Here is a 25,005-nt window from a genome sequence, read left to right as displayed (position 1 = left end):
ATGTTGCGTAAAATCAGATTAACATTTGCTAGCTTGTTCTTTATCCTGATCACTTTACTGTTTTTGGATTTTACGGGAACAATTCATGTGTGGTTTGGCTGGATGGCTAAGATTCAGTTTTTGCCTGCATTGCTGGCGTTGAATATTGGCGTTGTATTATTACTTTTAGTTTTGACACTCGTGTTCGGACGGGTTTATTGCTCGGTTATTTGCCCGTTGGGGGTGTTTCAGGATGTGGTGTCGTGGATTGCGGGGCGACAGAAAAAGAATCGTTTCCGCTACTCGAAAGCGTTGAATGGTTTGCGTTACGGGGTGTTAGGTATCTTCGTGATCGCTTACCTTGCCGGAATCGGTTCGTTCGTGGCTTTATTGGCCCCGTATAGCTCGTACGGGCGTATTGTCAGCAATCTTTTTGCTCCGGTTTATCAATGGGGAAATAACTTGTTGGCCATGCTAGCCGAACGGTTAGACAGTTATGCGTTTTATTCCGTGGATGTGTGGATGAAGAGTTTGCCGACGTTTATTATAGCCGCAGTTACTTTTGTGATCATCGTTGTATTTGCATGGCGGGGTGGACGAACTTATTGCAACACGATTTGCCCGGTGGGGACGGTGCTGGGATTTGTTGCCCGGTTCTCTTGGCTGAAACCGGTGATTGATTCTTCCAAGTGCGTGAATTGTAACTTATGCGCTCGGAATTGCAAGGCTTCGTGTATCAATATCAAAGAGCATAAAATCGATTATAGTCGTTGTGTGGCTTGTATGAATTGCATCGGAAAATGTCACAAGGGGGCGATAAAATATATGCATCCGTCCAAGAGTCAGGCAAAAGTGGACGCTTCGAAAGTTGAAAAAGAGCAAGTTAATAATGCCCGTCGAGGCTTTCTGGCGACAACAGCCGTGTTGGCGACTACCTCTGTTTTGAAAGCACAGGAGAAGAAAGTGGACGGGGGACTTGCTGTTATCGAGGATAAAAAGGTTCCGGAGCGGGCAACGGCGATCACTCCACCCGGTTCTCTTGGAGCCCGTAATATGTCCCAACATTGTACTGCCTGCCAGTTGTGCGTGTCGGTTTGTTCGAATGGAGTTTTGCGTCCTTCTACAGATTTGATGAAGCTGATGCAACCCGAGATGTCCTACGAGCGTGGTTATTGTCGGCCGGAATGTACCAAGTGTGCAGAGGTTTGCCCGGCGGGAGCGATATTCCCGATCACGTCGGCTGATAAGTCGGCCATCCAAATTGGACATGCCGTGTGGATAAAGGAAAATTGTGTGGTACTTACGGATGACGTGGATTGTGGTAATTGTGCCCGTCATTGTCCGACGGGAGCAATACAGATGATTTCATCGGATCCGGATGTTCCGGATGCACCTAAAATTCCGGTGGTAAATGAGGAGCGTTGTATTGGTTGTGGGGCCTGTGAGAATCTTTGTCCGGCTCGTCCGTTCAGTGCGATTTACGTGGAAGGACATTTGATGCATAAAACCATTTAACGGATAAGGAGGAATAATATGGATCAAAAGAAGAAAAATATAGATCGTCGGGAGTTTTTGAAAGTATTAGGCGTCGGAGCTGCGGCCACTTCGGCGGCATTGTACGGTTGTGGGTCAAAAGGAACTTCAGCAACCTCAACCGGGGTATCGGGAAGTGCTTTGACTGGCGAAATGACTTATCGCACGAACCCGACAACGGGAGATCGGGTTTCTATTTTAGGTTACGGGTGTATGCGTTGGCCGACGATTTCCAACAGTAGTGCAAGGGATAGTAATGACGAGATTGATCAGGAAATGGTGAACCAACTGGTGGATTATGCAATTGCTCATGGAGTGAACTATTTCGATACTTCTCCCGCGTATTGTAAGGGACGTTCGGAACGGGCTACAGGGATAGCACTCAGTCGTTATCCCCGCGACAAGTATTTTATAGCAACCAAATTATCGAACTTTTCACGGAATACTTGGAGCCGGGAAGCTTCTATTGCCATGTATCGTAATTCGTTGAAGGAGTTACAAGTGGATTATCTCGACTATATGTTGCTCCACGGCGTGGGTATGGGAGGCGGAATGCAGGAGTTTGAGGAGCGATATATCAATAACGGGATTCTTGATTTCCTGATGAAAGAACGTGAGGCTGGGCGTATCCGTAATCTCGGTTTCTCTTATCATGGCGATATCAAGGTATTCGATTACTTGCTTTCCCGGCATGACGACTTCAAGTGGGATTTTGTGCAGATTCAATTGAATTACGTGGATTGGAAGCACGCGAAAGAAGTGAATACTCGTAACACGGATGCCGAATATCTTTACGCCGAATTGGAGAAACGGGATATTCCGGCGATTATCATGGAGCCGTTACTGGGAGGGCGTTTATCGAGTGTCCCCAATCATATCGTGGCTCGTTTGCGGCAACGTCGCCCGGATGATAGCGTGGCTTCGTGGGCTTTTCGTTTTGCGGGTTCTCACGATAAGGTGTTGTGTGTGTTGAGTGGCATGACGTACATGGAGCATTTACAAGATAACGTGCGGACGTATTCTCCATTGATTCCGCTGACCGAGGACGACAAGGCGTTTTTGGAGGAGACGGCACGGCTGATGCTGACTTACCCGACCATCCCGTGTAATGATTGCAAATATTGTATGCCTTGTCCTTATGGAATTGATATACCGTCAATCTTGATACATTATAACAAGTGCGTGAACGAGGGAAATGTTCCGGAAAATGTACAGGAGGAGAATTATCGTAAAGCTCGTCGGGCTTTTCTGGTCGGTTATGATCGTAGTGTACCTCGTTTGCGTCAAGCCAATCATTGCATCGGTTGCAACCAATGTGTACACCATTGCCCGCAGAATATCAATATTCCTGGGGAATTACACCGTATCGACCGTTTCGTGGAACAGTTAAAACAGGGAACTTTATGACGATGAAAGAATTAATCCGGTTGTTACATGAGAAACAATGTTCCTGCGTGATTGACAACGGGGAAGTGCGTATTTTTATGCAACGTGGTGTTGCCGATCTTTACGAGTTGTTGGATCGAGAGTCGGATTTCTTGAAAGGAGCTTCCATTGCCGACAAGGTGGTGGGTAAGGCTGCGGCTGCGTTGATGATATTGGGAGGCGTGAAAGAGTTGCATGCGGATGTGATCAGTTTGCCGGCTTTGGCGTTGTTGCGGGAGTCCGATGTGAAGGTCGATTCTACCGAAGTTGTGCCTTATATTAAAAATCGGGATCAATCCGGTTGGTGTCCTTTAGAAACGATGTGTTACAAGGAGGGATCGGCCACTGACATTCTCCCGTTGGTACGGGAATTTATAGAAGCAAAGAAAAAGTCTTTACTAACAAGTAAAAAATGAAGAAGCGAGTATTATTTCTCCTCCTTATCGGAGGATTTCTATTTACCGGAGTGTTACATGCACAAACGGACACGAGTCGTGTTGCTCGGAATTATGCTATAGAGGAGGTGGTGGTGACCGGGACACGCAACGAGACGGATATCCGTCATTTACCGATGACGATTTCCGTGGTCAAGCGGCAGCAATTGGAACAAAATTATAGACCTTCGATCCTGCCGACACTGACCGAACAGATTCCGGGACTTTTTATCACGAGTCGGGGTATTATGGGTTACGGTGTATCTACTGGGGCAGCCGGGGGTATGAGTCTACGAGGTATTGGGGGAAGCTCCTCCACGGGAGTACTGGTCCTGATTGACGGGCATCCGCAATACATGGGGTTGATGGGCCACCCGATAGCTGATGCGTACCAGACGATGATAGCCGAGCGGGTGGAAGTGTTGCGAGGCCCGGCCTCCGTGCTTTACGGTTCTAACGCGATGGGAGGTGTCATAAATATCGTGACCCGTAAAATGCGGGAGGACGGGGTGAAAACCAATGTTCACTTAGGCTATGGTTCTTACAACACGTTACAGTCTGATTTCTCCAACCGGGTGAAGAAAGGTCGTTTTAATAGTATCATGACAGGCTCTTATAACCGCACGGATGGACATCGGGCCGACATGGAGTTCGAGCAATACGGTGGTTATGCCAAGTTGGGGTATGATATTAGCGAGCCTTGGAAGGTGTGGGGGGATGTAAGCGTGACCCATTTCAACGCTTCCAATCCGGGAATGGTAAGTGATCCTTATATTGATAACGATTCCAAAATCACCCGCGGGGTAACCTCGTTCGCATTGGAGAATCATTACGAGAAGACTTCCGGGGCGTTGAGTTTCTTTTACAATTGGGGCCGCCACAAGATAAATGACGGTTATCATCCGGGAGGAACTCCACGGGAAGCGCATTTCAATTCTAAGGACCGGATGATGGGTATCTCGTGGTTCCAAAGTGCCACGTTTTTCACGGGCAATCGGTTGACCGTGGGGTTTGATTACCAGCATTTCGGGGGAGAGTCGTGGAATCGGGTTGTAGCCACGGGTGAGCGTCGTCCGGGAGTGGATAAACAGGTGGATGAGTTTGCGGCATACGTTGATTTCCGTCAGGATATTAACGGTTGGTTATCTTTGGATGCCGGGGTGCGTGTCGATCACCATTCTCACGTGGGCACGGAGTGGATTCCGCAGGGAGGGCTGGCTTTTCATCTGCCGGAAAGCACGGAACTGAAAGCGATGGTAGGTAAGGGATACCGCAACCCGACGATTAAAGATATGTATATGTTTCCTTTCCCGAATCCGGATTTGAAACCGGAACGATTGGTAAGTTATGAACTTTCTTTCTCGCAACGCAAGTTAGGTGGGGCTTTGTCCTATGGAGCGAATCTCTATTATATCGACGGGGATAATATCATCGTGTCGAACAGTTCTACTCGCGAAACGCTTAATTCGGGTGAGATCGAGAACTGGGGGATCGAAACAAATGTGGTGTATCGCTTTAACGCACATGGGTACATTGACGCCAATTATAGTTGGTTACACATGGAAAATCCCGTCTTGGCAGCTCCCGAACACAAGCTTTACGTCGGTTTGAACTTTTCGCGAAGAAGGTGGAACCTGACAACGGGAGTGCAGTATATAAACGGGCTTTATACTTCCGTGGCGCTAGATAATGAATCGAAAGAGGATTTCGTGTTGTGGAATCTGAGTGGCAGTTATAAACTTTGCGATCAGGTTCATCTGTTCGTGAAAGGGGAGAACCTGTTGGCTCAACGATACGAGATCAATGTCGGATTTCCCATGCCGAAAGCAACGTTTATGGGAGGAGTGAATATAAATTTTTAATGAATAGAATATGGAAGCAGCAGTAAAACTTTATTCTCTGGATTACAATAACGTGAAAACGTACCTGACAGCCTTGTTGTTCGTGGCGGGTAATATGATCCTGCCCCAGATTTTTCATCTCGTTCCGCAAGGCGGGATCACGTGGTTGCCGATTTATTTTTTCACGCTGGTAGCCGCCTATAAATATGGTTGGAAGGTCGGTCTGTTGACTGGGGTGCTTTCGCCCGTGATTAACTCTTTGTTTTTCGGCATGCCCGCTTTCGGGTTATTGCCTGTTATTTTGTTGAAATCCGTGTTGTTGGCCATGGCCGCTGGGTTTGCGGCGTATCGTTTCCAGCGGGTTTCTTTGCTCGTTCTGCTAGGGGTTGTCCTGTTTTATCAGGTATTGGGTACGTTGGGAGAATGGGCGATAGAAGGAAGTTTTTTCGTTGCCGTTCAGGATTTCCGTATCGGGTTGCCCGGGATGGCTCTACAAGTGATAGGAGGTTATTTATTTGTCAAACATTTAATTCGTAATTGATATGGTACCAATGATTATGGGAATAGGCACGCCGGAGTTTTTGTTTATCGTTCTTATTGTTCTTTTGTTGTTCGGCGGGAAGAAGATACCCGAACTGATGAAAGGATTGGGCAAAGGGGTCAAGAGTTTTAAGGACGGGATGAATGAGACCTTGAACGAGAAATCTGAAATCGATGAAACGTTGAAGAAATGAGCGAAACAAGTGGGGTAAAAGTGCAAACATTCTGGGAACATCTGGATGAATTGCGAGGCTGTCTGGTAAAGATTGCCCTTGTCGTCGTCCTGTTCGGGATTATCGCATTTCTTTTTAAGGGCGAGATGTTTGATATCGTGCTGGCTCCCAAACAAGGGAATTTTGTCACTTACAGGCTTTTTGCCGTCGTGAGTGGCTGGTTTCCGTTTGAGGGTATTACCCCCGACACTTTTTCCGTGAAATTGATTAATACCGGACTGGCAGAACAGTTTCTTATTCACATGAAGACATCTATATACGTGGGTGTGCTTTGTGCTTCTCCTTACATTCTGTATTTGTTGTTTCGGTTTGTTTCCCCGGCTTTGTATTCGAAAGAGAAGAAATACGTCTCGCGTATGGTTGCCGGGGGATACGTCATGTTCATGTTAGGGGTTGCCTTGAGTTATTTTCTGATTTTCCCCCTGACTTTCCGCTTCCTCGGTACTTATCAGGTGAGTACCGAGGTAGAGAATATGATCTCTTTGCAGTCTTACATGGATACGTTGATGATGATGAATTTGATGATGGGGATTGTTTTCGAGATTCCTATTCTTTGCTGGCTACTGGCTCAATTCGGATTGATTTCGGTCGAGTTTATGCGGCGTTATCGTCGTCATGCCGTGGTGATTATCCTGGTTGTTGCTGCTATTATCACACCGACGTCGGATGTTTTTACTCTTTTGTTGGTTTCGCTTCCCATGGGGTTATTGTACGAAATCAGTATTCTGATTGTAAAGCATACGAAACGGGAATGATTTATTTGTTTCCCGTGTAATATCTTTTACCTTTGTGAACGTGTGTTTTAATTAATTGCGTTTGAATATGGTAAATGATAGTGTGATCCGGGTAGCCGGATTAAAAAAAAGCTTTCGAAAGGGGAGGGAGGAGCTCCAGGTATTGAAAGGGATCGACATGGAGATCGGTGCGGGAGAGGTGATCGGGTATTTGGGAAGTAACGGGGCCGGGAAATCGACGACCGTGAAGATCATGTGCGGTTTGCTGGAAGATTATGCCGGGGAAGTGAATATACTGGGGTATGATTTGCGGGGAAACGATTTGGAGGTGAAGAAAAGGATCGGGTATATACCGGAAAATGCGATTATGTACGAGCATCTGACGCCGACGGAATATTTGGAATTTGTCGGTGCGCTTTACGGGTTGGAAAAAGGTGAGGTGCTTGAGAAGGTGGGACAGTTGCTAACCTTATTTGAAATGCACGGGAATGCTGACGAGCGAATGACAAATTTTTCCAAGGGAATGAAGCAAAAAATACATATCATTTCTGGTTTGTTGCATAACCCGGAGATTATTTTCATGGACGAACCGTTGAACGGGCTGGACGCTAATGCCGTGATTATCGTGAAGGAGATGATCGCCCAGTTGGCTTGCGAGGGGAAGACGATATTTTATTGCTCTCACCTGATGGACGTGGTCGAGAAGGTGGCCAGCCGGGTTATATTGATTAACGAGGGAGTGATCGTGGCGAACGGGACGGTGCAAGAGTTGATGACGCGAGCGGAAACGACCTCGTTGGAAAGTCTTTTCACGAAACTGATCGGTGCTACGGGACAATCGGAGAAAGCGGGACAGATTATTAACGCTTTTGAAAAGAGGTCGTGATGATAAAAATGGTTACGGGCATATTGCCTCTTTTCCGTTCGGTGTTTGTCCGGTTGGGGGTGAATTTCGAGCAATTACTGGCTATCGTGACGGCCAAATTGACCGTAGATAACCGGATTGATAAAAGCGGGAGAACGAACAAGGACGTGTCCAACGCTTTGATGAAGCAAGGGATTATATACGGAATCACGGGTCCGCTATTCTTTTTGGCGGGGAGTTTGAAGGGAGATTTACCGGTAACACTTTTGTTTTTTCATTCGTTCCTGATGCTTATGTTGATCATGAGTTTCCTGATGGAGTATTCTCAGTTATTGTTTAACCAAAATGACAATCATATTTTACAACATTTACCCGTGAACTCGAAAACGATACTGGCAGCGAGGATTGTTTCGATGTTGGTGTACATGCTTTTTTTGGTGGGGTGTATGTCGATAATCCCGTTGGTTATCGTGATCTTTTGGAAAGGGGTGATCGCCGGTGGTTGGTTTATCGTTTCTGTTTTCCTGAACACGATTTTCACGTTGTTGTTGGCTAACGTGATTTACTTGGGGGGCATGCGATTCGTGCCGACGGAGAAGTTTCAACGGGTCATGAGTTACGCGCAGATCGTTCTGATTGCGGGGGTGACATTGAGTTATCAAGTCGTGGGGAGGTTGGTGATGTACATCCAGATGGATATGATGCATCCGGAATTGTGGATGTATTTTACTCCTCCTTGTTATTTCCTGTCACTTACGTCGATGGTGAAAGAGCCGACGGCGGGTACTTTCCTGTTGGCGGGAATCGGGTTAGTCGTTACGGTTTTACTGCTGATTTTTACGATTCGTTATCTGGCACCTTATTTTTCGGTGAAAGTGAGTACGATCGGGGAGTACACTCCCGTGCGGGTCAGGCGGGTGCGGGGAAGAGTGCGATTTGCGTATGCCTTAGCCCGGATATTTGCCCGGAATTCCCTCCAAACAACGGGCTTTATGCTGGCTTGGCGAATGACGCGGGATAATCTCAAATACCGGCAGGGTGTGTTGCCAATGATGATTTATGCTGTTGTGTTGGCGGTGTTCTTTGTTTTTAGTCAGGATCGAGTGGCAGCAGGTAATTTCGGTCAGTTTTTCCCGTTGTACCTGATGGTCATGATAAATGTCGGTATCTTGTCGAATATGTCGATCATGGAGAAGGGAGATTTGCTATGGTTGTATCGTTCGAAGCCTCTGGCCCGCCCGGGGGCTATTATCCTCGGGGGATTCAAAGCGCTGTACGTGAAATATTTTCTTCCGGTGTTTATCTTGCTGGGAGCTGTGTTCACGGGTGTTTTCGGATGGGAGATGTTGGGGGATATTTACCTGATTCTTGCCATGACGTCATTGATTAGCTTGTTTTACCTTCGTATTAGCGGATTGCTTTTTCCTTTTTCAAAGGAAAAAGGGACGGTAGATTCGGGGGGTAACGTGATGAAAATGATAGTTCTGATGCTGTTGTTAGTTGTAGTGGGCGTTATTCATGCTGCGGTAAGGGGGATTCCTTGGGGACTCGTTGGCGTGGGGACGCTGAGTTGGATCGGAGTGTGGATTTTGTCCCGCATGATTTGTCGGGTTTCCTGGCAGCGGATAGCGGCTAATTATTGAATTTTCAGGCGGATTTTGATGTTGTGCTCATAATTAGCGTTAAGGCTCCGTCACCGGTGATGTTACAAGCCGTACCGAAACTATCCTGTAAGGCGAAAATCGTGAGGAGTAGTGCTGTTCCGGCTTCATCAAAGCCCAGCACGGAGATCACGATTCCAAGAGAGGCGATAACGGTTCCGCCGGGTACACCCGGTGCCCCGATAGCGAATATTCCGAGTAAAATGATAAATAAAACCATGATGCTTATCGAGGGCAAAGTGCCATAAAGCATGAGGGATACGGTCATCACGAAGAAGACTTCGGTGAGAATTGATCCGCAAAGGTGTATGTTCGAGAACAGGGGTACAGCAAAATCAATGACATCGTCTTTCAATACCGGACTTTTCTTGGCACATTTCAGTGCCACGGCCAGGGTGGCGGCGGAAGACATGGTTCCTACCGCGGTAAGATAGGCCGGGCCGTAGTATTTGAGGACTAACCACGGGTTCTTTTTCGAAATAGCCCCAGCCAACACGTATAGAAATGTGAGCCAGATGAACTGAGAGAGAATCACGATAACCATAACTCCCAAGAATATGGGTAATTGTTTGGTAATGGCTCCCTCGTAGCTGAGGGCACAGAAATTGGCTGCGATGAAATAGGGTAGCAAGGGGATCAGGATTCGGTTAATGAGTAAGAGAACCATTTTCTGGAAGTTGTCCAGTAGGTTTTCAAAGAGTACTGATTTTGTCCATACCGTGGCTAGCCCGATCATGATGGCCAGCACGAGTGCGGTCATAACGCTTACCACGGGAGGTATATCTAGTCGGAATACCAGGGGCGGAAGTTGTTGTAGACCTTCTTTCACGGGTTCAATGGATAGGTGAGGTATCAGCGTGTAACCCGTTCCCATAGCGAAGAATGCGGCCCCGATCGAGGACAGATAGGCGATAGCGAGAGCTAACCCCAGCATCTTGGAGGCATTATCCTTCATCTTGGCGATAGAATAGGAAACGAATCCGAGAATGATCAACGGAACCATGAAAAAGATAATCTGTCCCAAGATATATTTCACGGTAACAACAATATTCATAAACCCTTCATTTGCGATGAGTCCTAACAAAATTCCAATGATTACGGCAATAATTAGTTTAGATATGGTACTGGAAAATAACTTTTTCATGTTTCTTTTTTCTGTTTATATCGTTACAAGAAGGGGATAAGTTACAGGACATGAAAAAGGATGGGGAATAGAGGCGTGGAAAAGGGTGGGTGTCAAAAAAAAGTTACAAGTTAAAGGTTCGAATTAAAGTGTTAGCCTTATGTGGCTGGCAATAACCGACAACCTGTTAACTTGTAACTTGCAACTCGCGAAGGAGACTTTTACAATCCTAGGACTTCTTTTCCTTGTTTAAAAAAGATGTCTTTCGGGATATTTGCATCCGCGATGCGGTCGAGATCTTTTTGTAAAACCGGGGTTACGATACCTTTTTCTGCGACGAGTTTAGCGGCAGTTTCGATGTCACCGTCACCTTCGATCGTGATGTATTCTCCAGCGATTACCTCGATGTCTTTCTTCATTTTTTCGAAGTCGATCGTGTAGTAGCCCGTGGCTTCGTCTCTGGAAATAGCTCCGCTTTCCATGAAATGAGCGAATTGCATCATGTTGGCTTTACCGTGAGCACTGGCGGCCCCAAAGCGGGTGGAACGGAAGATTCCGGCAATGAAAGTCACGTAATTATCCATGAGGTCCTTGTTTTTGATAATGTCCCACTCAGCCAGTTTGGTAACGAGGAATAGTCCCAAGATATCGGCTTTACCCTCTTCGATAGAGGTATAGTAGTTTTGTAAAGCGGAACGAACGTCTTGTTTATCTTTAATCGTGTAGTTCACCCCTAGCCCGTGAGCGACTTCGTGGAACATGGTATTCTCGAAGAAAGCGTCGAAGTTGACGTGTTTCTGTTGTTCGGGGTTAATCAACAACTTGGAGATCGGCACGACCATTTTGTCGAATTTGGCTTGCATGGAATTCTTTAATTGCAGTTTACGGCTTCCCTTGGCAGCGTGTACTCTCGGGTCGTTCGGTAAGTTGATGGCGATGTTTTTACTTCCGGCATTACAATCTCCCGCATAGTAGATTACGTCGTAAGCGTTCATATCGGGGTTCGCATTTGCTTTTTCTTTTTTGTATGCCGCGGGTACGGGTAAGTTTTCCTGTAATCTAGGTAAATATTGAGCGTATAAAGAGAGGCGTTTGCTCCATTCTTTATCTTTTACAAGGATTTGGCCGGAGTGAGCGGCTTTGTACCCGTATAATTGATCTTCGTAGGTTTCGATCGGGCCGACCACGAAATCAAGCGTGTTGTCTTGCATATCCATCCATGCTAGATCACTGGCTAAGTAGTCATCATCAAGAAGAGCTTTTGCTCTCAAGGATAAGTATTTTTTTAAGCCCGGGTCTTCGGCTAATTCGGCGGCTTGATCCAGTAATTCGGAAGCTTTTGCCACTTCTTCCGGGTATGCTTCATGGAAAGAAAGCACGATAAGTTGTCCGGTCGTGTCCCGGCGGATGACGCTGTACCAGTCGGTTTTCCGAGGATCTTTCAAAGCGTCGAATTCCTCTTTGGTCATGTCCGTGGGGTAGAAATTGGCTCCTAGCGGTTTCGGGCCGAAGCCGTCGATGAAGGGTTGGTTGGCGTTCAAACGATCCCAAGGGCCGTAGTTGATAGAGATGTATTTGAGAGCCGCAGAATCCTGGGCGAATTGTTGCATCAATTCACTTTTGTCCCCGTAGGCATTCTGCCAGAAGATATCCTCCATGATATGTGCCACTTCGATGAAGAGCGGGATCATCTTCTTCTCGTTTTCTGTCAGTTTGGAGATGTCCGTGGTCAAAGCAAATTCCGCGTATTGGTCAGCGAGAGGCTGGTAGGGACTTTGCTTGGTTTCTTTCTTGGCCTCTTTACAAGAGAACATGAAAATACCTAAAGATAGAAATAGGAATAGTTTTCTCATTTTTATAAATTTTGTGTTTGAGTATTTGAGGGACGAATTTATAAAAACAAGTGGAGGTATGAAAAGAATTTCGAATATAATGTTTCGTGATGCTTGATTTCTGTCGGAAAACGGGTATAAAACAAAATCCACGTATGGCGTTGTTCGGCAGGCGTGGATTTTGAAGTGAATATCTTGGTTCAGAAGTTTACCCCGAACCCGATCGTGAACGGGTGGACTTCGGGAGCTTTGTCGGATTTCATCATGTTGTTTATCGTGTAGCTTCCCCATAATGCCAGTTTGTAGTAACCGATGCGGACAACGGCATCCGCTTTCACGGGGTTCATGTTGTAATTCCCGGAATGTTTTAAGCGACGGGTATCCCCGTTTTCATTCTTGTAGACAATTTTGGTTTTCGTGTGTAATCTCAGACCGCCCATGATCCCGGCGGCCACGTAAGCACGTTGGTACTTCTTGGCCGGGAATTGCCATTCGAACATGAGGGGAACGGTAAGGTAGAGATTCTTGAGAGAACTTTTTTTCACGTGATCCATGGTCAGGGGAGCGATATGCCCGTTTTCACCGCGGAGTATGCTATTTTTGTGTTCAAATCTCAGGCGTTGGTATTCGAGGCCTACCCCCGTGACAAGTCCGATGTTATTGAGGGAATTCAAACGCATGCTATACTGGAACATGTTGAATTGCATCACGAGTGAATTCTTACGTTCCAAATCCATGTAATCCGATTCCTCGTCCAGTTTGTACTTGACATTGGCAAAATCCGCAAACCCGAGGTTGAACCCGCTCCAGTGTCCCCGGAATCGTGGGTTCTGGCTACGTTGGTACACCCGGCGATGGATGGGATCGCTTAACACTTCTGTTTTCCAGATATCTCCTTTGCTCTTCTTCTCTTGAAGGTGAACCTGCTTTATTTTAGCGTCGATCGTGTCGGCTTGACAGGTCTTTCCCGCTTGGGCGAGGAGGGAAAAGGATAGTAATAAGGTCAACGTGATAATAATGCTTCTCATGATATTATGATTGTAATGGGTTTATTTACGAGTCTCTTCGTTAAATCTGACCGAGTTAAAAAATTTCTCTTTTTGCGGTTTGATTTCTTCCAGGTCTTCGGTTTTTCCCCCGATGGTGAGTTGATACATGCAATTATCTCTGAATATAAATCGTTTAAAATAGGTCATTTCATGTTCATCTTTCATGACGGTGTAACAGATTTCCCAGATTTCCATGTTCTTGCTAGGGATGACGGTTTCGCTGACGAGATTTGCCGAGGGTAGGGCAACCGATTCTTTTTTCATGGATATGTATAACTGGTTGACCGTATAGGCATCCAGAACTCCTTTTTCTTTTGTCAGTTGGGTGCAAACGGCCCCGAACACGCTGGTGATGTTTTTGGTTTGGAATATCCAAGATCGCATACCGTTCACCTCTTTTTTCAAACGCTCTCCCCGGCTGGGAAAGAAAAAAGAGATGTAATTATCCCCGTTTATTTTTACCCAACCGTCTTTTTCCGGGGCTAGGACGAGTAATCCGATAAGAATTATTTTAAGTATAGACATATCCGTTCTCTTTATTTCGTGAGTTAAAGATAGAAATTATTATTTTCGCGACAAAACTTATTTGATTGAAGATGATTGTCGGAGGAAAAGATGTAGGAGAACGGCCGTTAATTTTGGCACCGATGGAAGAGGTAACGAATCCCCCTTTCCGGAAATTTTGTAAGCGTTACGGGGCGGATTGGCTCTATTCAGAGTTCGTGTCAGCGGATGCCTTGGTTCGTTCGATCGACAAGACAGTCAGGAAGTTGACGATCGAGGATACGGAACGCCCGGTGACGATACAGATTTACGGGCGGTTTATCGATTCGATGGTCGAAGCGGCCAAGATGGTCGAGGAAGTGAAGCCTGATTTTATTGATATCAATTTTGGGTGCCCGGTGAAACGGGTTGCCGGGAAAGGAGCCGGGGCGGGAATGCTACGGGACGTGCCTTTGATGGTGGAAATGGCCCGGCAGATCGTGCAGGCTGTGAATATCCCGGTGACGGCGAAGACCCGCCTAGGTTGGGATTGCGAGAATATTATCATTGATGACGTGGCGGAACGTTTGCAGGATATCGGGATCAGTGCGCTGGCCATACACGGGCGGACTCGTTCGCAGATGTATAAGGGAGAGGCGGATTGGGAGCCGATTGCCCGGGTAAAACAGAATCCCCGGATAAAGATTCCTATTATCGGGAACGGGGATATCGATTCTCCCGAGAAGGCGAAAGAGGCTTTTGAACGGTATGGCGTTGACGGGGTGATGATCGGGCGAGCTACGATCGGGAAGCCCTGGATATTCGAACAGATTAAACATTATCTAGAAACGGGAGAGAAGTTACCGGAACAATCGGTTCAAGAACAGGTGAATATTATCAAAGAACAGATATTGTTGTCGATGGCGTGGCTGGATGAGGTGCGAGGGTTATTTCATATGCGTAGGCATATGGCTTGTATGTTTAAAGGTTTGCCGCATTTCCGAGATTTGCGGATTCAGATGTTACAAGCTCCCGATATTCAGACCTTGTGGGAGGTATTCGACAAGATTGTCGAGCGCTACGGGGCAATGGATTTAGAGGATTTGGAAGGCTGATCGGGAAAAAATAAGTACTGGTTACTACCACGATTTAATATTTGGGAATGACCAATTTTTAGGAGTTCAAATATTTTTTTGAAGAGAGGAAGGGTAAGTCTATAAAGTCAAAACGGTCTGTCGATATGAAATCGTGGCTTTTGACTTTATAGACTTTTGCTCTACACGACCATGTAAATGATGGCAGCGATCAGGGTTCCGGCTAGGGGACCTAAAACGGGAATCCAAGCGTAGTCCCAGCCGCTTTTGCCCTTGCCCGGAATGGGTAAAATGGCGTGCATGATCCGGGGAGCCAGGTCCCGTGCCGGGTTAATGGCGTATCCGGTGACACCTCCCAAAGAAAGCCCGATGACCCAAACGATGAAGGATACGGGGATGGCCCCGACGGAACCTAAGCCGATGGGGGTTGTCGTGTCAACATCTGCGATGAGTTCCGCTCCCGTGATGTAGAAAACGGAAAACATTAACACGAACGTGGCGATGAGTTCAACCCCGAAGTTGACCACATTGTGGCGGATTTCGGGGGCCGTGCAGAATACACCCAGTTTCACGGCAGGGTCTTCCGTAACTTTGAAATGATCGTAGTAGACGATCCAGACAAGGAAGGCTCCTAATGCGGCTCCAAGCATTTGTGCGATTATGTAAGGGGGCACGCTGGCCCATGGAAATTTCTCGGCAATAGCGAAACCTATCGTGATGGCGGGATTCAGGTGAGCTCCGCTATAAGGCCCTGCGATGACGACTCCGGTGAACACGGCAAGCGCCCAAGCTGTCGTGATCGTGATCCAGCCACTTTGAAATCCTTTGGTCTTTTTCAAGACGACGTTGGCTACCACGCCGTCTCCCAAAAGGATCATGGTCATCGTTCCAAGTAGTTCTGCGGTAAATGGAGACATGATTTAAGATTAAAGTTAAGAGATAAAAACTGAAAGCGATGAGTTGAAAGGGGGGAACTAGTCTCCCAGTTCCTCCCATGCTTGTGCCCGGGCCACAGCCTTGTGCCACATGTGTAATATTTTCTCGGAATGTTCTTCCGTATCTTCCGGGTTAAATTCTTTATCTACGCTCCATTGTTGGCGCAAATCTTCGGAATCCCGCCAGAATCCGGTGGCAAGACCTGCCAGATAGGCGGCACCCAGTGCGGTTGTTTCCAGCACTTTCGGGCGGATGACTTTTGTCCGGCAAATATTGCTTTGGAATTGCATCAGGAAATTGTTGGCCACGGCTCCCCCGTCTACCCGCATTTCCGTGGACGGGCGTTGGGTGTCATGTTCCATCGCTTTAAGGATGTCGTAGACTTGAAAAGCGATACCTTCAAGCGTTGCCCGGGTGATGTGGGCGGGTGTTGTTCCGCGGGTGATACCCAGTATGGCGCCACGGGCGTATTGGTCCCAGTAGGGAGCGCCCATCCCTGTGAGGGCAGGCACGAAGTAGACCCCGCCATTATCTGGAACAGATGTGGCTAGTGTCTCGCTCTGTGCGGCATTTGAAATCAGGTTCATCCCGTCGCGCAACCACTGGATGGCTGCACCCCCGACAAACACGCTACCTTCCAAGGCGTAAGTGACCGTATTCCCGATTTTCCATGCGATGGTACTCAGCAAGTTGTTTTCGGATTTTATCACCTCGTTTCCGGTGTTCATTACCATGAAACATCCGGTACCGTAAGTTGTTTTTGTCATACCCGGTTCCAGGCAAAGTTGACCGAACAAGGCGGCCTGCTGGTCTCCGGCAATCCCGGCAATGGGTATTTTGGTTGAGAACAGGGTGGTAGTAGTTTCCGAGTAGATTTCACTGCTGGATTTCACCTCCGGGAGCATGGATTCGGGAATACCGAAGAGTTCCAGAAGTTCTTTATCCCATTGCAGCGTGTGTATGTTGAAAAGCATGGTACGTGAGGCGTTGCTGACATCTGTCACGTGTATACGGCCGTGCGTGAATTTCCACACGAGCCAGCTGTCTACCGTACCGAAGCATAGTTTCCCTTTTTCGGCACGTTCCCGTACACCTTCAATGTTGTCCAGTAGCCATTTGATCTTGGTGGCAGAAAAATAGGCGTCGATCAATAGACCCGTTTTTTCCCGAATCATGTCGGTATACCCGTTTTCCTGCAATTCCTTGCAGATGTCGGATGTCCGCCGGTCTTGCCACACGATGGCCCTGTACACGGGTAACGAGGTTTCCCGGTCCCACACGATGGTCGTCTCCCGCTGGTTCGTGATCCCAATACAGGCGATGTCTAGTCCCGTGAGGTCTGCCTTGGCGATGACCTCGGCTGCAACGGATGATTGCGAGTACCAGATCTCGTTCGGGTCATGTTCTACCCAACCCGGATGAGGAAAGTATTGTTCGATCGGTTTCTGTGCTTTTGCAACAACATTCCCGTTGTGATTGAATAGGATCGCACGGGAAGAGGTTGTTCCTTGGTCTAGTGCGAGCACGTATTTTTCTGTTTTCATGATATAGATATTTAGTTTTTTTAGAACAGATCTTTTCACTTATTTGGTAATAAACCTGATGTTATTACGTGTATTTTTTAAATTCGGTTACATTTAAAAAAATAAAGCGTCGCTTGACCCCGTTTTTAAGAAATTACACGACTAAATTGTGACTGGTAATTTGTCTTTAATGTTAAAGATGAAAGAAAATATTTTTATATCAAATATTTGGAGCGAGAAAAGGATAAATTTTTGTATATTAGAGGTGGTAAATTTTAAACTGAACGTATGAAAACAGTACTGATAATGCTTGTAGTAGTTTTATCTGTGGGTTTATTAAATGCACAAAAAATGGAGGAAACGAAGAATTCTGGAAATGTTGTGATCTTGTTGGCTCATTCGAGTTTCAAGGAGTCACAGGCGAATAAAGCGTTGATTGATGCCGTGAAGAATATTCCGGGTGTTGTCATCATGGATTTGTATGCGAAGTCTTTTGATGCCGAGGCGTACAAGAAGATTTTGTCGGAGGCGAAAGCGGTTGTGTTCCAGTTCCCGTTTTACTGGGCAAGCGCTCCCTCGCAATTGAAAAAGTGGTTGGACGAGATTTTTACTCCTTTGGCCGGAACCGAGGTGGTGAAGGGTAAACCTTTAATGGTGGCGACAACAACGGGGTCGGAGTACGAGGCGTATCGTTCCGGCGGGCGTAATCATTTCACGATGGATGAATTGTTGCGTCCTTACCAGTTGGTGGCGAATTATCCGGAACTTTTGGCGAGGGTAGGAGGCTATGTGTCTTATCAGGTAGATGATGGTAAGATAAATACTGTTTTTTATGGTAAAAACAATCCCAATAGTATCATGATTCGTTACCAATTTACCGATTTGTTGAATCATACTTTTACAACGCTTCCATTGATTGGAGGGAAGGATAGAAATAGGGAAAGAAAATTTATTGCCACTAGAGAGGCTGCGTTCAAGATGCTGAGAGAAAATGCCGATAGTTTTTTCACATTTTACGAGAATACTTCGGTTAATTGTATTCTGGTGCCAGTTGGCAGGAAAAAGAAAGTTTATATATTGACGGCTCCAAAATCTTATGGAAATGTGTTATTGGGCGGAGATTATATGTTGACGTATAATTCAAGTAACCTTCTGGTAGATAGACGGAAAATTCATAATTCGTTGATAACATTATCGGCCGGAAATAATGTATCGAAGGATACGACGGCAATGACGATGCATTCACACGTGTTGTCAGAGGCCATAGACCCGACGGATATCTGTACGTTGCTGCTCTATAAAGATTTTGTTGAATGGAAAAAGCATATCGTTGTCAGTAAAAAGTATGTTTCGGTTTTCGATATGGATAAGGAGACGCTTGCAATATTGACCACCGAGGCATGGGAAAAGATTTACATGCACTCGGAGGAGACAACGGGTAAATGACGGTTATTATTCCTTGTCCCCGTTGATTTTTATGGAAATATTTTGAACTAAATGAAAATAATAAAATCAAGAAGATGAAAAAATTTAATACCTTTTATGTCCTGCTTGCCGTAGTACTGGTAATTGTAATTTTAAAAACATCGTGTATGGGAGATCATAAGCAAGACGAAACTGTTTCGAAGTCAAAGGCTGTTTTGGAAAATATTGCCGAGCGGAAGAGTGTTCGGAAGTATTTGAATAAGAGTGTAGAGGAAGATAAGATAGATGCCATGGTGAAGGCCGGGATGGCAGCTCCTTCGGGAATGGACAGGCGTCCGTGGGAATTCGTGGTCGTGACGGATCGTGCAGCTCTTGATTCGATGGCGGCTAAATTACCTTACGCAAAGATGTTGACGGCGGCCCCGTTGGCTATCGTGGTTTGTGGTGATACGACGCTTTCTTCATATTGGTTTCTGGATTGTTCTGCGGCTACTCAGAATGTTTTGTTGGCGGCGGAAGCTCTCGGATTGGGGGCCGTGTGGACGGCTGCTTATCCCTACGAGGATCGGATTGATGTCGTGCGTCAAAACACGGGATTACCGGAACATATCGTTCCTCTTTGCGTGATTCCGATAGGGTATCCTGACGGTCCGCAGAAAGCAAAAGATAAGTTTGACGAGAAGAGAGTGCATCGGAATAAGTACTAGATATTCTTTTTCGGGTTTGAGAAGATACAATGGAGGGACAAGGCTTGTTTCTCTTCCCCTTAAAAAAGTAATAAACTAAAAGCCATTAATCCCATTCCGGCAACAAGGCCGTAGATGGAAAGATGGTGGGCACCGTACTCTTTCGCAGTGGGAAGAAGTTCATCCAATGAAATGAATACCATAATTCCGGCTACAAGGGCAAATAGAACTCCCAGGATGACGGAGTTGATGCCGATGAAGGTGTAAATGAGGAGGAAGCCGATAATGGCTCCTAACGGTTCGGATAGGCCGGAGAGGAAGGATAATTTGAAGGCCTTTTTGCGGTTTCCCGTGGCGAAGTATATGGGAACGGAAACGGCGATACCTTCCGGGATGTTGTGAATGGCAATGGCAAAGGCGATCGGGTAGGCAATTTCGGGGTTGGATAGCCCGGCGATAAAGGTGGCCAAACCTTCGGGAAAGTTATGGATGCCGATAGCGAGGGCCGAAAAGATGCCCATGCGCATCAGTTTTTTATCATGCGGTTGATGTTCCATGCTCTCTACGGATTTGACCTCATGCGGATTCTCGTACGAGGGAATCAGTTTGTCAATGATTGCGATCAATCCCATGCCTCCGAAGAATGAAATGACGGTGATGATATCCGCAATCTTTTCGGAATAGGATTCCCTCAGGGCCTCTTGTGCTGTGGGAAAGAGCTCAACGAACGAGACATAGATCATGACTCCTGCGCTGAATCCAAGGGAGAGGGATAAGAATTTTTTATTTGTCTTTTTGGTCAGAAAAGCTATAGCACTCCCGATTCCGGTGGATAGTCCGGCGAATAAGGTAAGGGCAAAAGCAAGTAATACGTTATCCCAAGTGAGTTCCATGAGCTATTTTGTTAAAGACAAAAAAGTCAGAAATGGTCTGTGGATCTTTTCTGACTTTTCGTGTTATTGTTTTATGAGTTATCGCAATGTTGAGATAATACGGTGAAGACGTGTTAAAGCTTCTTCTTTACCGAGAATTTCGATAATATCAAACATGTGGGGTCCGTCGGCAGAACCGATGATTGCTAGGCGGAAGGGGTTCATGATTTTACCGAACCCGATCTCTTTGCCGAAAACCCATTCTTTCACGGCTTCTTCGGTGTTGGGGGAGGTGAAATCATTCACTTTCTCTAATACCTCGATCAATTCCTGCATTAACGCGGGGGTTTCTTCTTTCCAGCTTTTCTTCACGCCTTTTTCATCATAAGTTTGCGGTGCTTTATAGAAGTACTGGGATGAGTTATATATGTCTGCCACGAAATTGGCTCTTTCTTTCAAGAGACGGCAGATTTTTTCCAATTTCTCCATTTCGTAGGAGATCCCGTCTTTTACAAGGAATTCGTTTAGCTGAACGGCGAGTTCGGCATCACTTCTTTGTACTAAATATTTGTGGTTGAACCATTTTGCTTTATCAGGGTTGAAACGGGCTCCGGATTTGTTCACGCGGTCCAACGAGAATTGGTCGCATAGTTCTTGTAACGAGAAGATTTCTTGTTCCGTTCCGGGATTCCAGCCCAAGAGAGCTAGCATGTTGATAAAGGCTTCTGGCAGATAACCGTCTTCTTTGTACCCGTGCCATTTCTCTCCGGTTTTTGGATCGGTAAATTCCATGGGGAATACGGGGAATCCCATTTTGTTCCCGTCGCGTTTGCTCAGTTTACCATTCCCCACGGGTTTCAGAATCAGAGGCAAATGGGCGAACTGCGGCATGGTGTCTTCCCAGCCGAAAGCACGATATAGTAACACGTGTAGCGGGAGGGAAGGTAACCATTCTTCTCCGCGGATCACGTGAGTTATTTTCATTAAGTGGTCGTCAACGATATTTGCCAAGTGGTAGGTTGGCATCCCGTCGGCTTTGAACAACACTTTGTCGTCAAGTAGAGACGTGTTGAAATGTACTTCTTCCCGGATGATATCGTGGAGGTATAACACCTCGTTCTCCGGCATTTTGAAACGGATCACATAGTTTGCCCCGCTATCCAGTAAAGATTTTACTTCTTCAGCACTCATGGTAAGCGAGTTTTTCATGTTTTTCCGACTGGCGGCATTATACATGAAAGTCTCTCCTTTTGCCTCGCAGGCAGCCCGTTGAGCGTTGAGTTCCTCGGCGGTATCGAAAGAGTAATAAGCGTTGCCCGATTCCACTAGTTGTAGGGCGTATTGTTTGTAAAGCGGTTTGCGTTCGCTTTGACGATAGGGGCCATATTCTCCTCCCACGCCCACGCCTTCATCCACGGTGAGACCGCACCATTTTAACGATTCGATTATATATTCTTCGGCTCCCGGCACGTAGCGGGTTTGATCCGTATCTTCAATCCGTAGTAAAAAATCACCCCCGTGATGACGGGCGAATAAGTAGTTGAAAAGAGCTGTTCTGACACCTCCCAAGTGAAGGGCCCCCGTTGGACTGGGAGCAAATCTTACTCTGACTTTTCTATCCATTGTTTATTGATTTTATAAATTAAGCTTGTTCATTCGCTTCTTTTTCACCATCGAAATCGCACTCTTCGTCGAAAGAAGTGTTGGTGTTTTTCGATGCTTTGTCCTGTTCCAGAAGTTGTTGCAACAAGTCTTTGGCATATTTGATCGCATAGCGTTCTGCCTCGCTTTTAGAGTTTATGCCGCTTTTTATTTGTTCCGCGTAACTAAACGGACTGTCGGGGCCTTCTGTTAAAAGGTATAACGTGAAATTGCTGTGTCTATCCCGACTTTTACTGGTGAGTCCAAACCACATTTCAACGGTACGGTCTTCCAGATAGATGTTGCGTTTGAACTTGTACATTACATGTTATTTTTGGGCGTGTTCTTGAAATTAATAATCCCGGTCGCAACGGCTAAGGCAGCCATGGCAGCCACGTTGACGTATACGGCAGTACGGCTCCCTCCATGATAAAGGCTGAGTACGCTGGATATCATGATCAAAAAAGCGGCTAGGATTAACAAGTATCTGGCTATTCGCATATTTGTGATGAATAATGGTGTTCAATAGCATTCTTTACCGGGTTGGCGTAGATCTCGAGGAAAATGTTGTTCAGCACGGAACGATTGCCTTCCAGTTTTTCTAGTTTTTCTGCCATGACACGAATAAAATTCTCTTTCTCTTCGTCGTTGTATTTGGAAGCGAATTTATTCGTACTGTGAAGTAAGTCGTAAGCGATATAATTGTTCGGCCACAACTTAAAGTTGCCTTGTATCCGGGCATCCATGAACGTGGTGAGTTCTGCGATCCGGTCGCCGTTGTTCCCCTGTTCGTCAATCTCGACTAACTCGTGGTCGATTGGCGGGGTGATAGCAAAATGTACCCGTCCTTTGAAACCGGATAATCCCTCTTGCATGCTCCGCATATCGGCAGCCGGGGTTTTCACGTATTCTCCCACGGTCTTTTGGTATAATTCGTCTGTTTTCAAGGCATCGCAGGGTTCCCATTCGTAGGAAATAGATACCGGAACGATCCGGAGTTCTCTGAAATTCTCCACGAAATCTTTTGGGCCACTCATGCGGAACATTTTCAGCAAGCTATGTTGAGTTCGGTCATCTCCGTTTTTGGTTCGTCCCTCTTTCTGGGCGATCCAGACAGAATCGTTATTCTCGTAGATGACATCTCTTAAATAATGCGAGCGTAAGTTTGCGCTCGTGATCATATCGCGTACGGGCAGGCCACGTTCGATAATGAAACAGGCGTCCAGTTTAACGAGGTCGGTTACCCATTTATTGATCAACAAGTTACTGCCGATGGCTGCCTCGCAGTAGTGACATCCCCGTTCGCATAGCAGCACGTTAAGGATTGCGGAATCCAATATGATATCTCGGTGGTTTGACACGAAAAGATAACTTTTATCTTTTTCGATGTATTCCAGTCCGGTTGCGGTAACTCCTTTTGTGGTGCCAGCGATCAATCTTTTAATTGTCGGACCAAAGAATCGATCCTGAAATTGTTCTCTGGTGGTGATACCTTTTAGTTGTTCTTGTATTTGATTTTTGTCAACCCTTGTCAATTGAGAGAAGAGTGTCAAGAATTCTTCGGCTTGACTCAGGCGCTCTACTGCTGCCGGAATTTCTTCCCCCATGTAGGGTCTGATCGCATTAAATTGGGAATCCGATGTCATGTCGTAATTTTAGTTATTAGAAATCACGAAGCAAAGATAGGTAAGAAAATTGACAATTGAAAATTGACAGTTGAAAATGAGGGGGGAAAGCCTTAGTTTATATGAATGATACATTTTGAATCATAAAAAAATCTGTGATTTAGCCGTCATCGAAAAGGACTAAATCACAGAATTTTTGGGTTTATGGGTTTAATTTTAGTTTTTAACCTTTAGCTCTTTATACTCTTCCGGGATATGCTTCTAAGGCTTTTGCTAATGTTTCCATCGCACCTTTTAGTTCCTCAATCTTTAGTACGTAAGCGATACGAACTTCGTTTTTACCCAGTCCCGGGGTTGAATAGAATCCGCTGGCAGGAGCCACCATGACGGTTTGCTTGTTGTATTCGAATTCCTCCAATAACCATTTAGCGAATTTGTCTGCATCGTCCACGGGTAGTTTAACTACTGCGTAGAAAGCTCCTCTCGGTTTCGGGCAAACAACTCCCGGCATTTTGTTTAATGCGTCAACCATGAAATCGCGTCTTTCGATGTATTCGTTGTACACGCTTTCGAAGTATTCGACTGGGGTATCCAGTGAAGCTTCAGCGATAATTTGTCCAATTGCAGGGGCACATAAACGGGCCATTCCGAATTTCAAGGCGGCAGCCATGACATCTTTGTTACGGGTGACCAAAGCTCCTACACGCAATCCGCATTCACTGTACCTCTTGGAAACGGAGTCCAGAAGAATGACGTTTTGCTCGATGCCTTGCAATTGCATGGTGGAGAAGTGCTTGTATCCGTCATAACAGAATTCGCGATATACTTCGTCTGCATAAAGATACAGGTCATGTTTTTTCACGATAACGGCCAGTTGTTCCAACTCTTCCTTGGAATACAAGTATCCTGTCGGGTTGTTCGGGTTCACGATCACGATACCTTTCGTGCGAGGAGTGATCACTTTTTCGATTTCGCTGATAGCGGGAAGGGCGAAGTTATTCTCGATAGAAGAGGTAATCGGTTTCACGCTGACGCCGCACATCAAGGCGAAAGCCGTGTAGTTGGCGTAGAATGGTTCGGGGATAATGATCTCGTCTCCCGGGTTTAATGTTGACATGAAAGCGATCGTGATGGCCTCGGAACCTCCGGTGGTGATCATGATGTTGCTTTCGTCAATATTGATACCAATATTCTGGTAATATTTGGCTAGTTTTTTTCTGTAAGAAATATTTCCTGCAGAGTGTGTATATTCGATCACTTTTTCGTTACAGGTTTTTAATGCCTGTAAAGCGACGTCAGGGGTCTGAATATCCGGTTGTCCGATGTTCAAGTGGTATACTTTTACACCTCTTTCTTTGGCTTTGTCCGCGAACGGAACCAGTTTGCGAATTGGCGAAGAAGGCATCGCCATTCCTTTTTCTGAAATCTGTGGCATAAGTTTATCTGAGTTTAAATTTAACTTGCACAAATA

General features: G+C 46.1%; 23 protein-coding genes and 1 pseudogene. 12 read left to right on the top strand and 12 right to left on the bottom strand.

Going from position 1 to position 25,005, the window contains the following annotated elements; genetic code table 11:
* The 9 genes from DWW52_RS08795 (at position 1) to DWW52_RS08755 (ending at position 9,227) form a co-directional block, all read left to right on the top strand.
* Positions 1–1,494, top strand: a complete 1,494-nt coding sequence (locus DWW52_RS08795; protein ID WP_118715119.1) for a 4Fe-4S binding protein — start codon at positions 1–3, stop codon at positions 1,492–1,494.
* 18 nt (positions 1,495–1,512) lie between these two features.
* Positions 1,513–2,919 carry an aldo/keto reductase gene (locus tag DWW52_RS08790; RefSeq protein WP_118715118.1) on the top strand — a complete coding sequence of 469 codons (1,407 nt, stop codon included), beginning with the start codon at positions 1,513–1,515 and terminating at the stop codon, positions 2,917–2,919.
* Positions 2,920–2,921: 2 nt separating this feature from the next.
* Entirely contained in the window at positions 2,922–3,353 is a 432-nt protein-coding gene (locus DWW52_RS08785) for a DUF1893 domain-containing protein (RefSeq protein WP_118715340.1), read from the top strand.
* Positions 3,350–5,233, top strand: coding sequence for a TonB-dependent receptor (locus DWW52_RS08780; protein WP_118715117.1), 1,884 nt, complete (start codon positions 3,350–3,352; stop codon positions 5,231–5,233). The genes DWW52_RS08785 and DWW52_RS08780 overlap by 4 nt, the downstream gene beginning before the upstream one ends.
* Positions 5,234–5,243: 10 nt before the next feature.
* Positions 5,244–5,753, top strand: coding sequence for an ECF transporter S component (locus DWW52_RS08775; RefSeq protein WP_118715116.1), 510 nt, complete (start codon positions 5,244–5,246; stop codon positions 5,751–5,753).
* Positions 5,754–5,763: 10 nt separating this feature from the next.
* Entirely contained in the window at positions 5,764–5,946 is a 183-nt protein-coding gene (locus DWW52_RS08770) for a twin-arginine translocase TatA/TatE family subunit (RefSeq protein ID WP_233556812.1), read from the top strand.
* Positions 5,943–6,740 carry a twin-arginine translocase subunit TatC gene (gene tatC, locus DWW52_RS08765; protein WP_118715115.1) on the top strand — a complete coding sequence of 266 codons (798 nt, stop codon included), beginning with the start codon at positions 5,943–5,945 and terminating at the stop codon, positions 6,738–6,740. Before DWW52_RS08770 ends, tatC begins: the two co-directional genes overlap by 4 nt.
* Positions 6,741–6,807: 67 nt before the next feature.
* Positions 6,808–7,605, top strand: a complete 798-nt coding sequence (locus tag DWW52_RS08760; protein ID WP_118715114.1) for an ABC transporter ATP-binding protein — start codon at positions 6,808–6,810, stop codon at positions 7,603–7,605.
* On the top strand, positions 7,605–9,227 hold the full coding sequence (locus tag DWW52_RS08755) for a hypothetical protein (protein WP_118715113.1): 1,623 nt from the start codon (positions 7,605–7,607) through the stop codon (positions 9,225–9,227). The genes DWW52_RS08760 and DWW52_RS08755 overlap by 1 nt, the downstream gene beginning before the upstream one ends.
* Positions 9,228–9,231: 4 nt before the next feature.
* On the opposite strand, the gene DWW52_RS08750 is transcribed toward DWW52_RS08755, so the two are convergent.
* The 4 genes from DWW52_RS08750 to DWW52_RS08735 all read right to left on the bottom strand — a co-directional run bounded on the left by DWW52_RS08750 (position 9,232) and on the right by DWW52_RS08735 (position 13,774).
* Positions 9,232–10,389, bottom strand: coding sequence for a dicarboxylate/amino acid:cation symporter (locus DWW52_RS08750; protein WP_118715112.1), 1,158 nt, complete (start codon positions 10,387–10,389; stop codon positions 9,232–9,234).
* A gap of 200 nt (positions 10,390–10,589) precedes the next feature.
* Complete coding sequence (locus DWW52_RS08745) at positions 10,590–12,221, bottom strand: Zn-dependent hydrolase (protein ID WP_118715111.1); 1,632 nt, start codon at positions 12,219–12,221, stop codon at positions 10,590–10,592.
* Between the two features lie 179 nt (positions 12,222–12,400).
* Positions 12,401–13,228, bottom strand: a complete 828-nt coding sequence (locus DWW52_RS08740; RefSeq protein ID WP_118715110.1) for an outer membrane beta-barrel protein — start codon at positions 13,226–13,228, stop codon at positions 12,401–12,403.
* 21 nt (positions 13,229–13,249) lie between these two features.
* Positions 13,250–13,774, bottom strand: coding sequence for a hypothetical protein (locus DWW52_RS08735; protein WP_118715109.1), 525 nt, complete (start codon positions 13,772–13,774; stop codon positions 13,250–13,252).
* Positions 13,775–13,845: 71 nt separating this feature from the next.
* Here DWW52_RS08735 and dusB point away from each other — a divergent pair, with 71 nt between their 5' ends.
* Entirely contained in the window at positions 13,846–14,847 is a 1,002-nt protein-coding gene (gene dusB / locus DWW52_RS08730) for a tRNA dihydrouridine synthase DusB (RefSeq protein ID WP_118715108.1), read from the top strand.
* A 161-nt stretch (positions 14,848–15,008) separates the two neighbouring features.
* Here dusB and DWW52_RS08725 read toward each other — a convergent pair whose 3' ends face one another.
* Both DWW52_RS08725 and glpK read right to left on the bottom strand, forming a co-directional pair.
* Positions 15,009–15,743 carry an MIP/aquaporin family protein gene (locus DWW52_RS08725; protein WP_118715107.1) on the bottom strand — a complete coding sequence of 245 codons (735 nt, stop codon included), beginning with the start codon at positions 15,741–15,743 and terminating at the stop codon, positions 15,009–15,011.
* A gap of 57 nt (positions 15,744–15,800) precedes the next feature.
* Positions 15,801–17,306: a glycerol kinase GlpK gene (gene glpK, locus DWW52_RS08720; RefSeq protein WP_118715106.1), complete on the bottom strand. Its 1,506-nt coding sequence runs from the start codon at positions 17,304–17,306 to the stop codon at positions 15,801–15,803.
* 330 nt (positions 17,307–17,636) lie between these two features.
* Here glpK and DWW52_RS21245 point away from each other — a divergent pair.
* Positions 17,637–18,038 (top strand): annotated as a pseudogene (locus DWW52_RS21245) (NAD(P)H-dependent oxidoreductase); the annotation flags it as partial.
* A 767-nt stretch (positions 18,039–18,805) separates the two neighbouring features.
* Positions 18,806–19,417, top strand: a complete 612-nt coding sequence (locus DWW52_RS08710) for a nitroreductase family protein (RefSeq protein WP_118715105.1) — start codon at positions 18,806–18,808, stop codon at positions 19,415–19,417.
* A 59-nt stretch (positions 19,418–19,476) separates the two neighbouring features.
* Here DWW52_RS08710 and zupT read toward each other — a convergent pair whose 3' ends face one another.
* The 6 genes from zupT to DWW52_RS08680 form a co-directional block, all read right to left on the bottom strand.
* Positions 19,477–20,289, bottom strand: a complete 813-nt coding sequence (zupT, locus tag DWW52_RS08705; protein ID WP_118715104.1) for a zinc transporter ZupT — start codon at positions 20,287–20,289, stop codon at positions 19,477–19,479.
* A 78-nt stretch (positions 20,290–20,367) separates the two neighbouring features.
* The gene (gltX, locus tag DWW52_RS08700) at positions 20,368–21,891 is read right to left on the bottom strand and encodes a glutamate--tRNA ligase (RefSeq protein ID WP_118715103.1); all 1,524 of its coding nucleotides are present in this window, start codon (positions 21,889–21,891) and stop codon (positions 20,368–20,370) included.
* Positions 21,892–21,910: 19 nt separating this feature from the next.
* Positions 21,911–22,231 carry a hypothetical protein gene (locus tag DWW52_RS08695; protein WP_199691975.1) on the bottom strand — a complete coding sequence of 107 codons (321 nt, stop codon included), beginning with the start codon at positions 22,229–22,231 and terminating at the stop codon, positions 21,911–21,913.
* On the bottom strand, positions 22,231–22,410 hold the full coding sequence (locus DWW52_RS08690) for a hypothetical protein (protein WP_118715102.1): 180 nt from the start codon (positions 22,408–22,410) through the stop codon (positions 22,231–22,233). Before DWW52_RS08690 ends, DWW52_RS08695 begins: the two co-directional genes overlap by 1 nt.
* Positions 22,401–23,555 carry a 1-acyl-sn-glycerol-3-phosphate acyltransferase gene (locus DWW52_RS08685; RefSeq protein ID WP_118715101.1) on the bottom strand — a complete coding sequence of 385 codons (1,155 nt, stop codon included), beginning with the start codon at positions 23,553–23,555 and terminating at the stop codon, positions 22,401–22,403. The genes DWW52_RS08690 and DWW52_RS08685 overlap by 10 nt, the downstream gene beginning before the upstream one ends.
* Positions 23,556–23,772: 217 nt before the next feature.
* Positions 23,773–24,969: a pyridoxal phosphate-dependent aminotransferase gene (locus DWW52_RS08680; protein ID WP_118715100.1), complete on the bottom strand. Its 1,197-nt coding sequence runs from the start codon at positions 24,967–24,969 to the stop codon at positions 23,773–23,775.
* Positions 24,970–25,005: the final 36 nt, after the last annotated feature.

The organism is Odoribacter sp. AF15-53 (assembly GCF_003479425.1).
In the GTDB taxonomy this organism is placed as follows: Bacteria; Bacteroidota; Bacteroidia; order Bacteroidales; family Marinifilaceae; genus Butyricimonas.
This window is presented reverse-complemented; position numbering and strand designations above follow the sequence as displayed.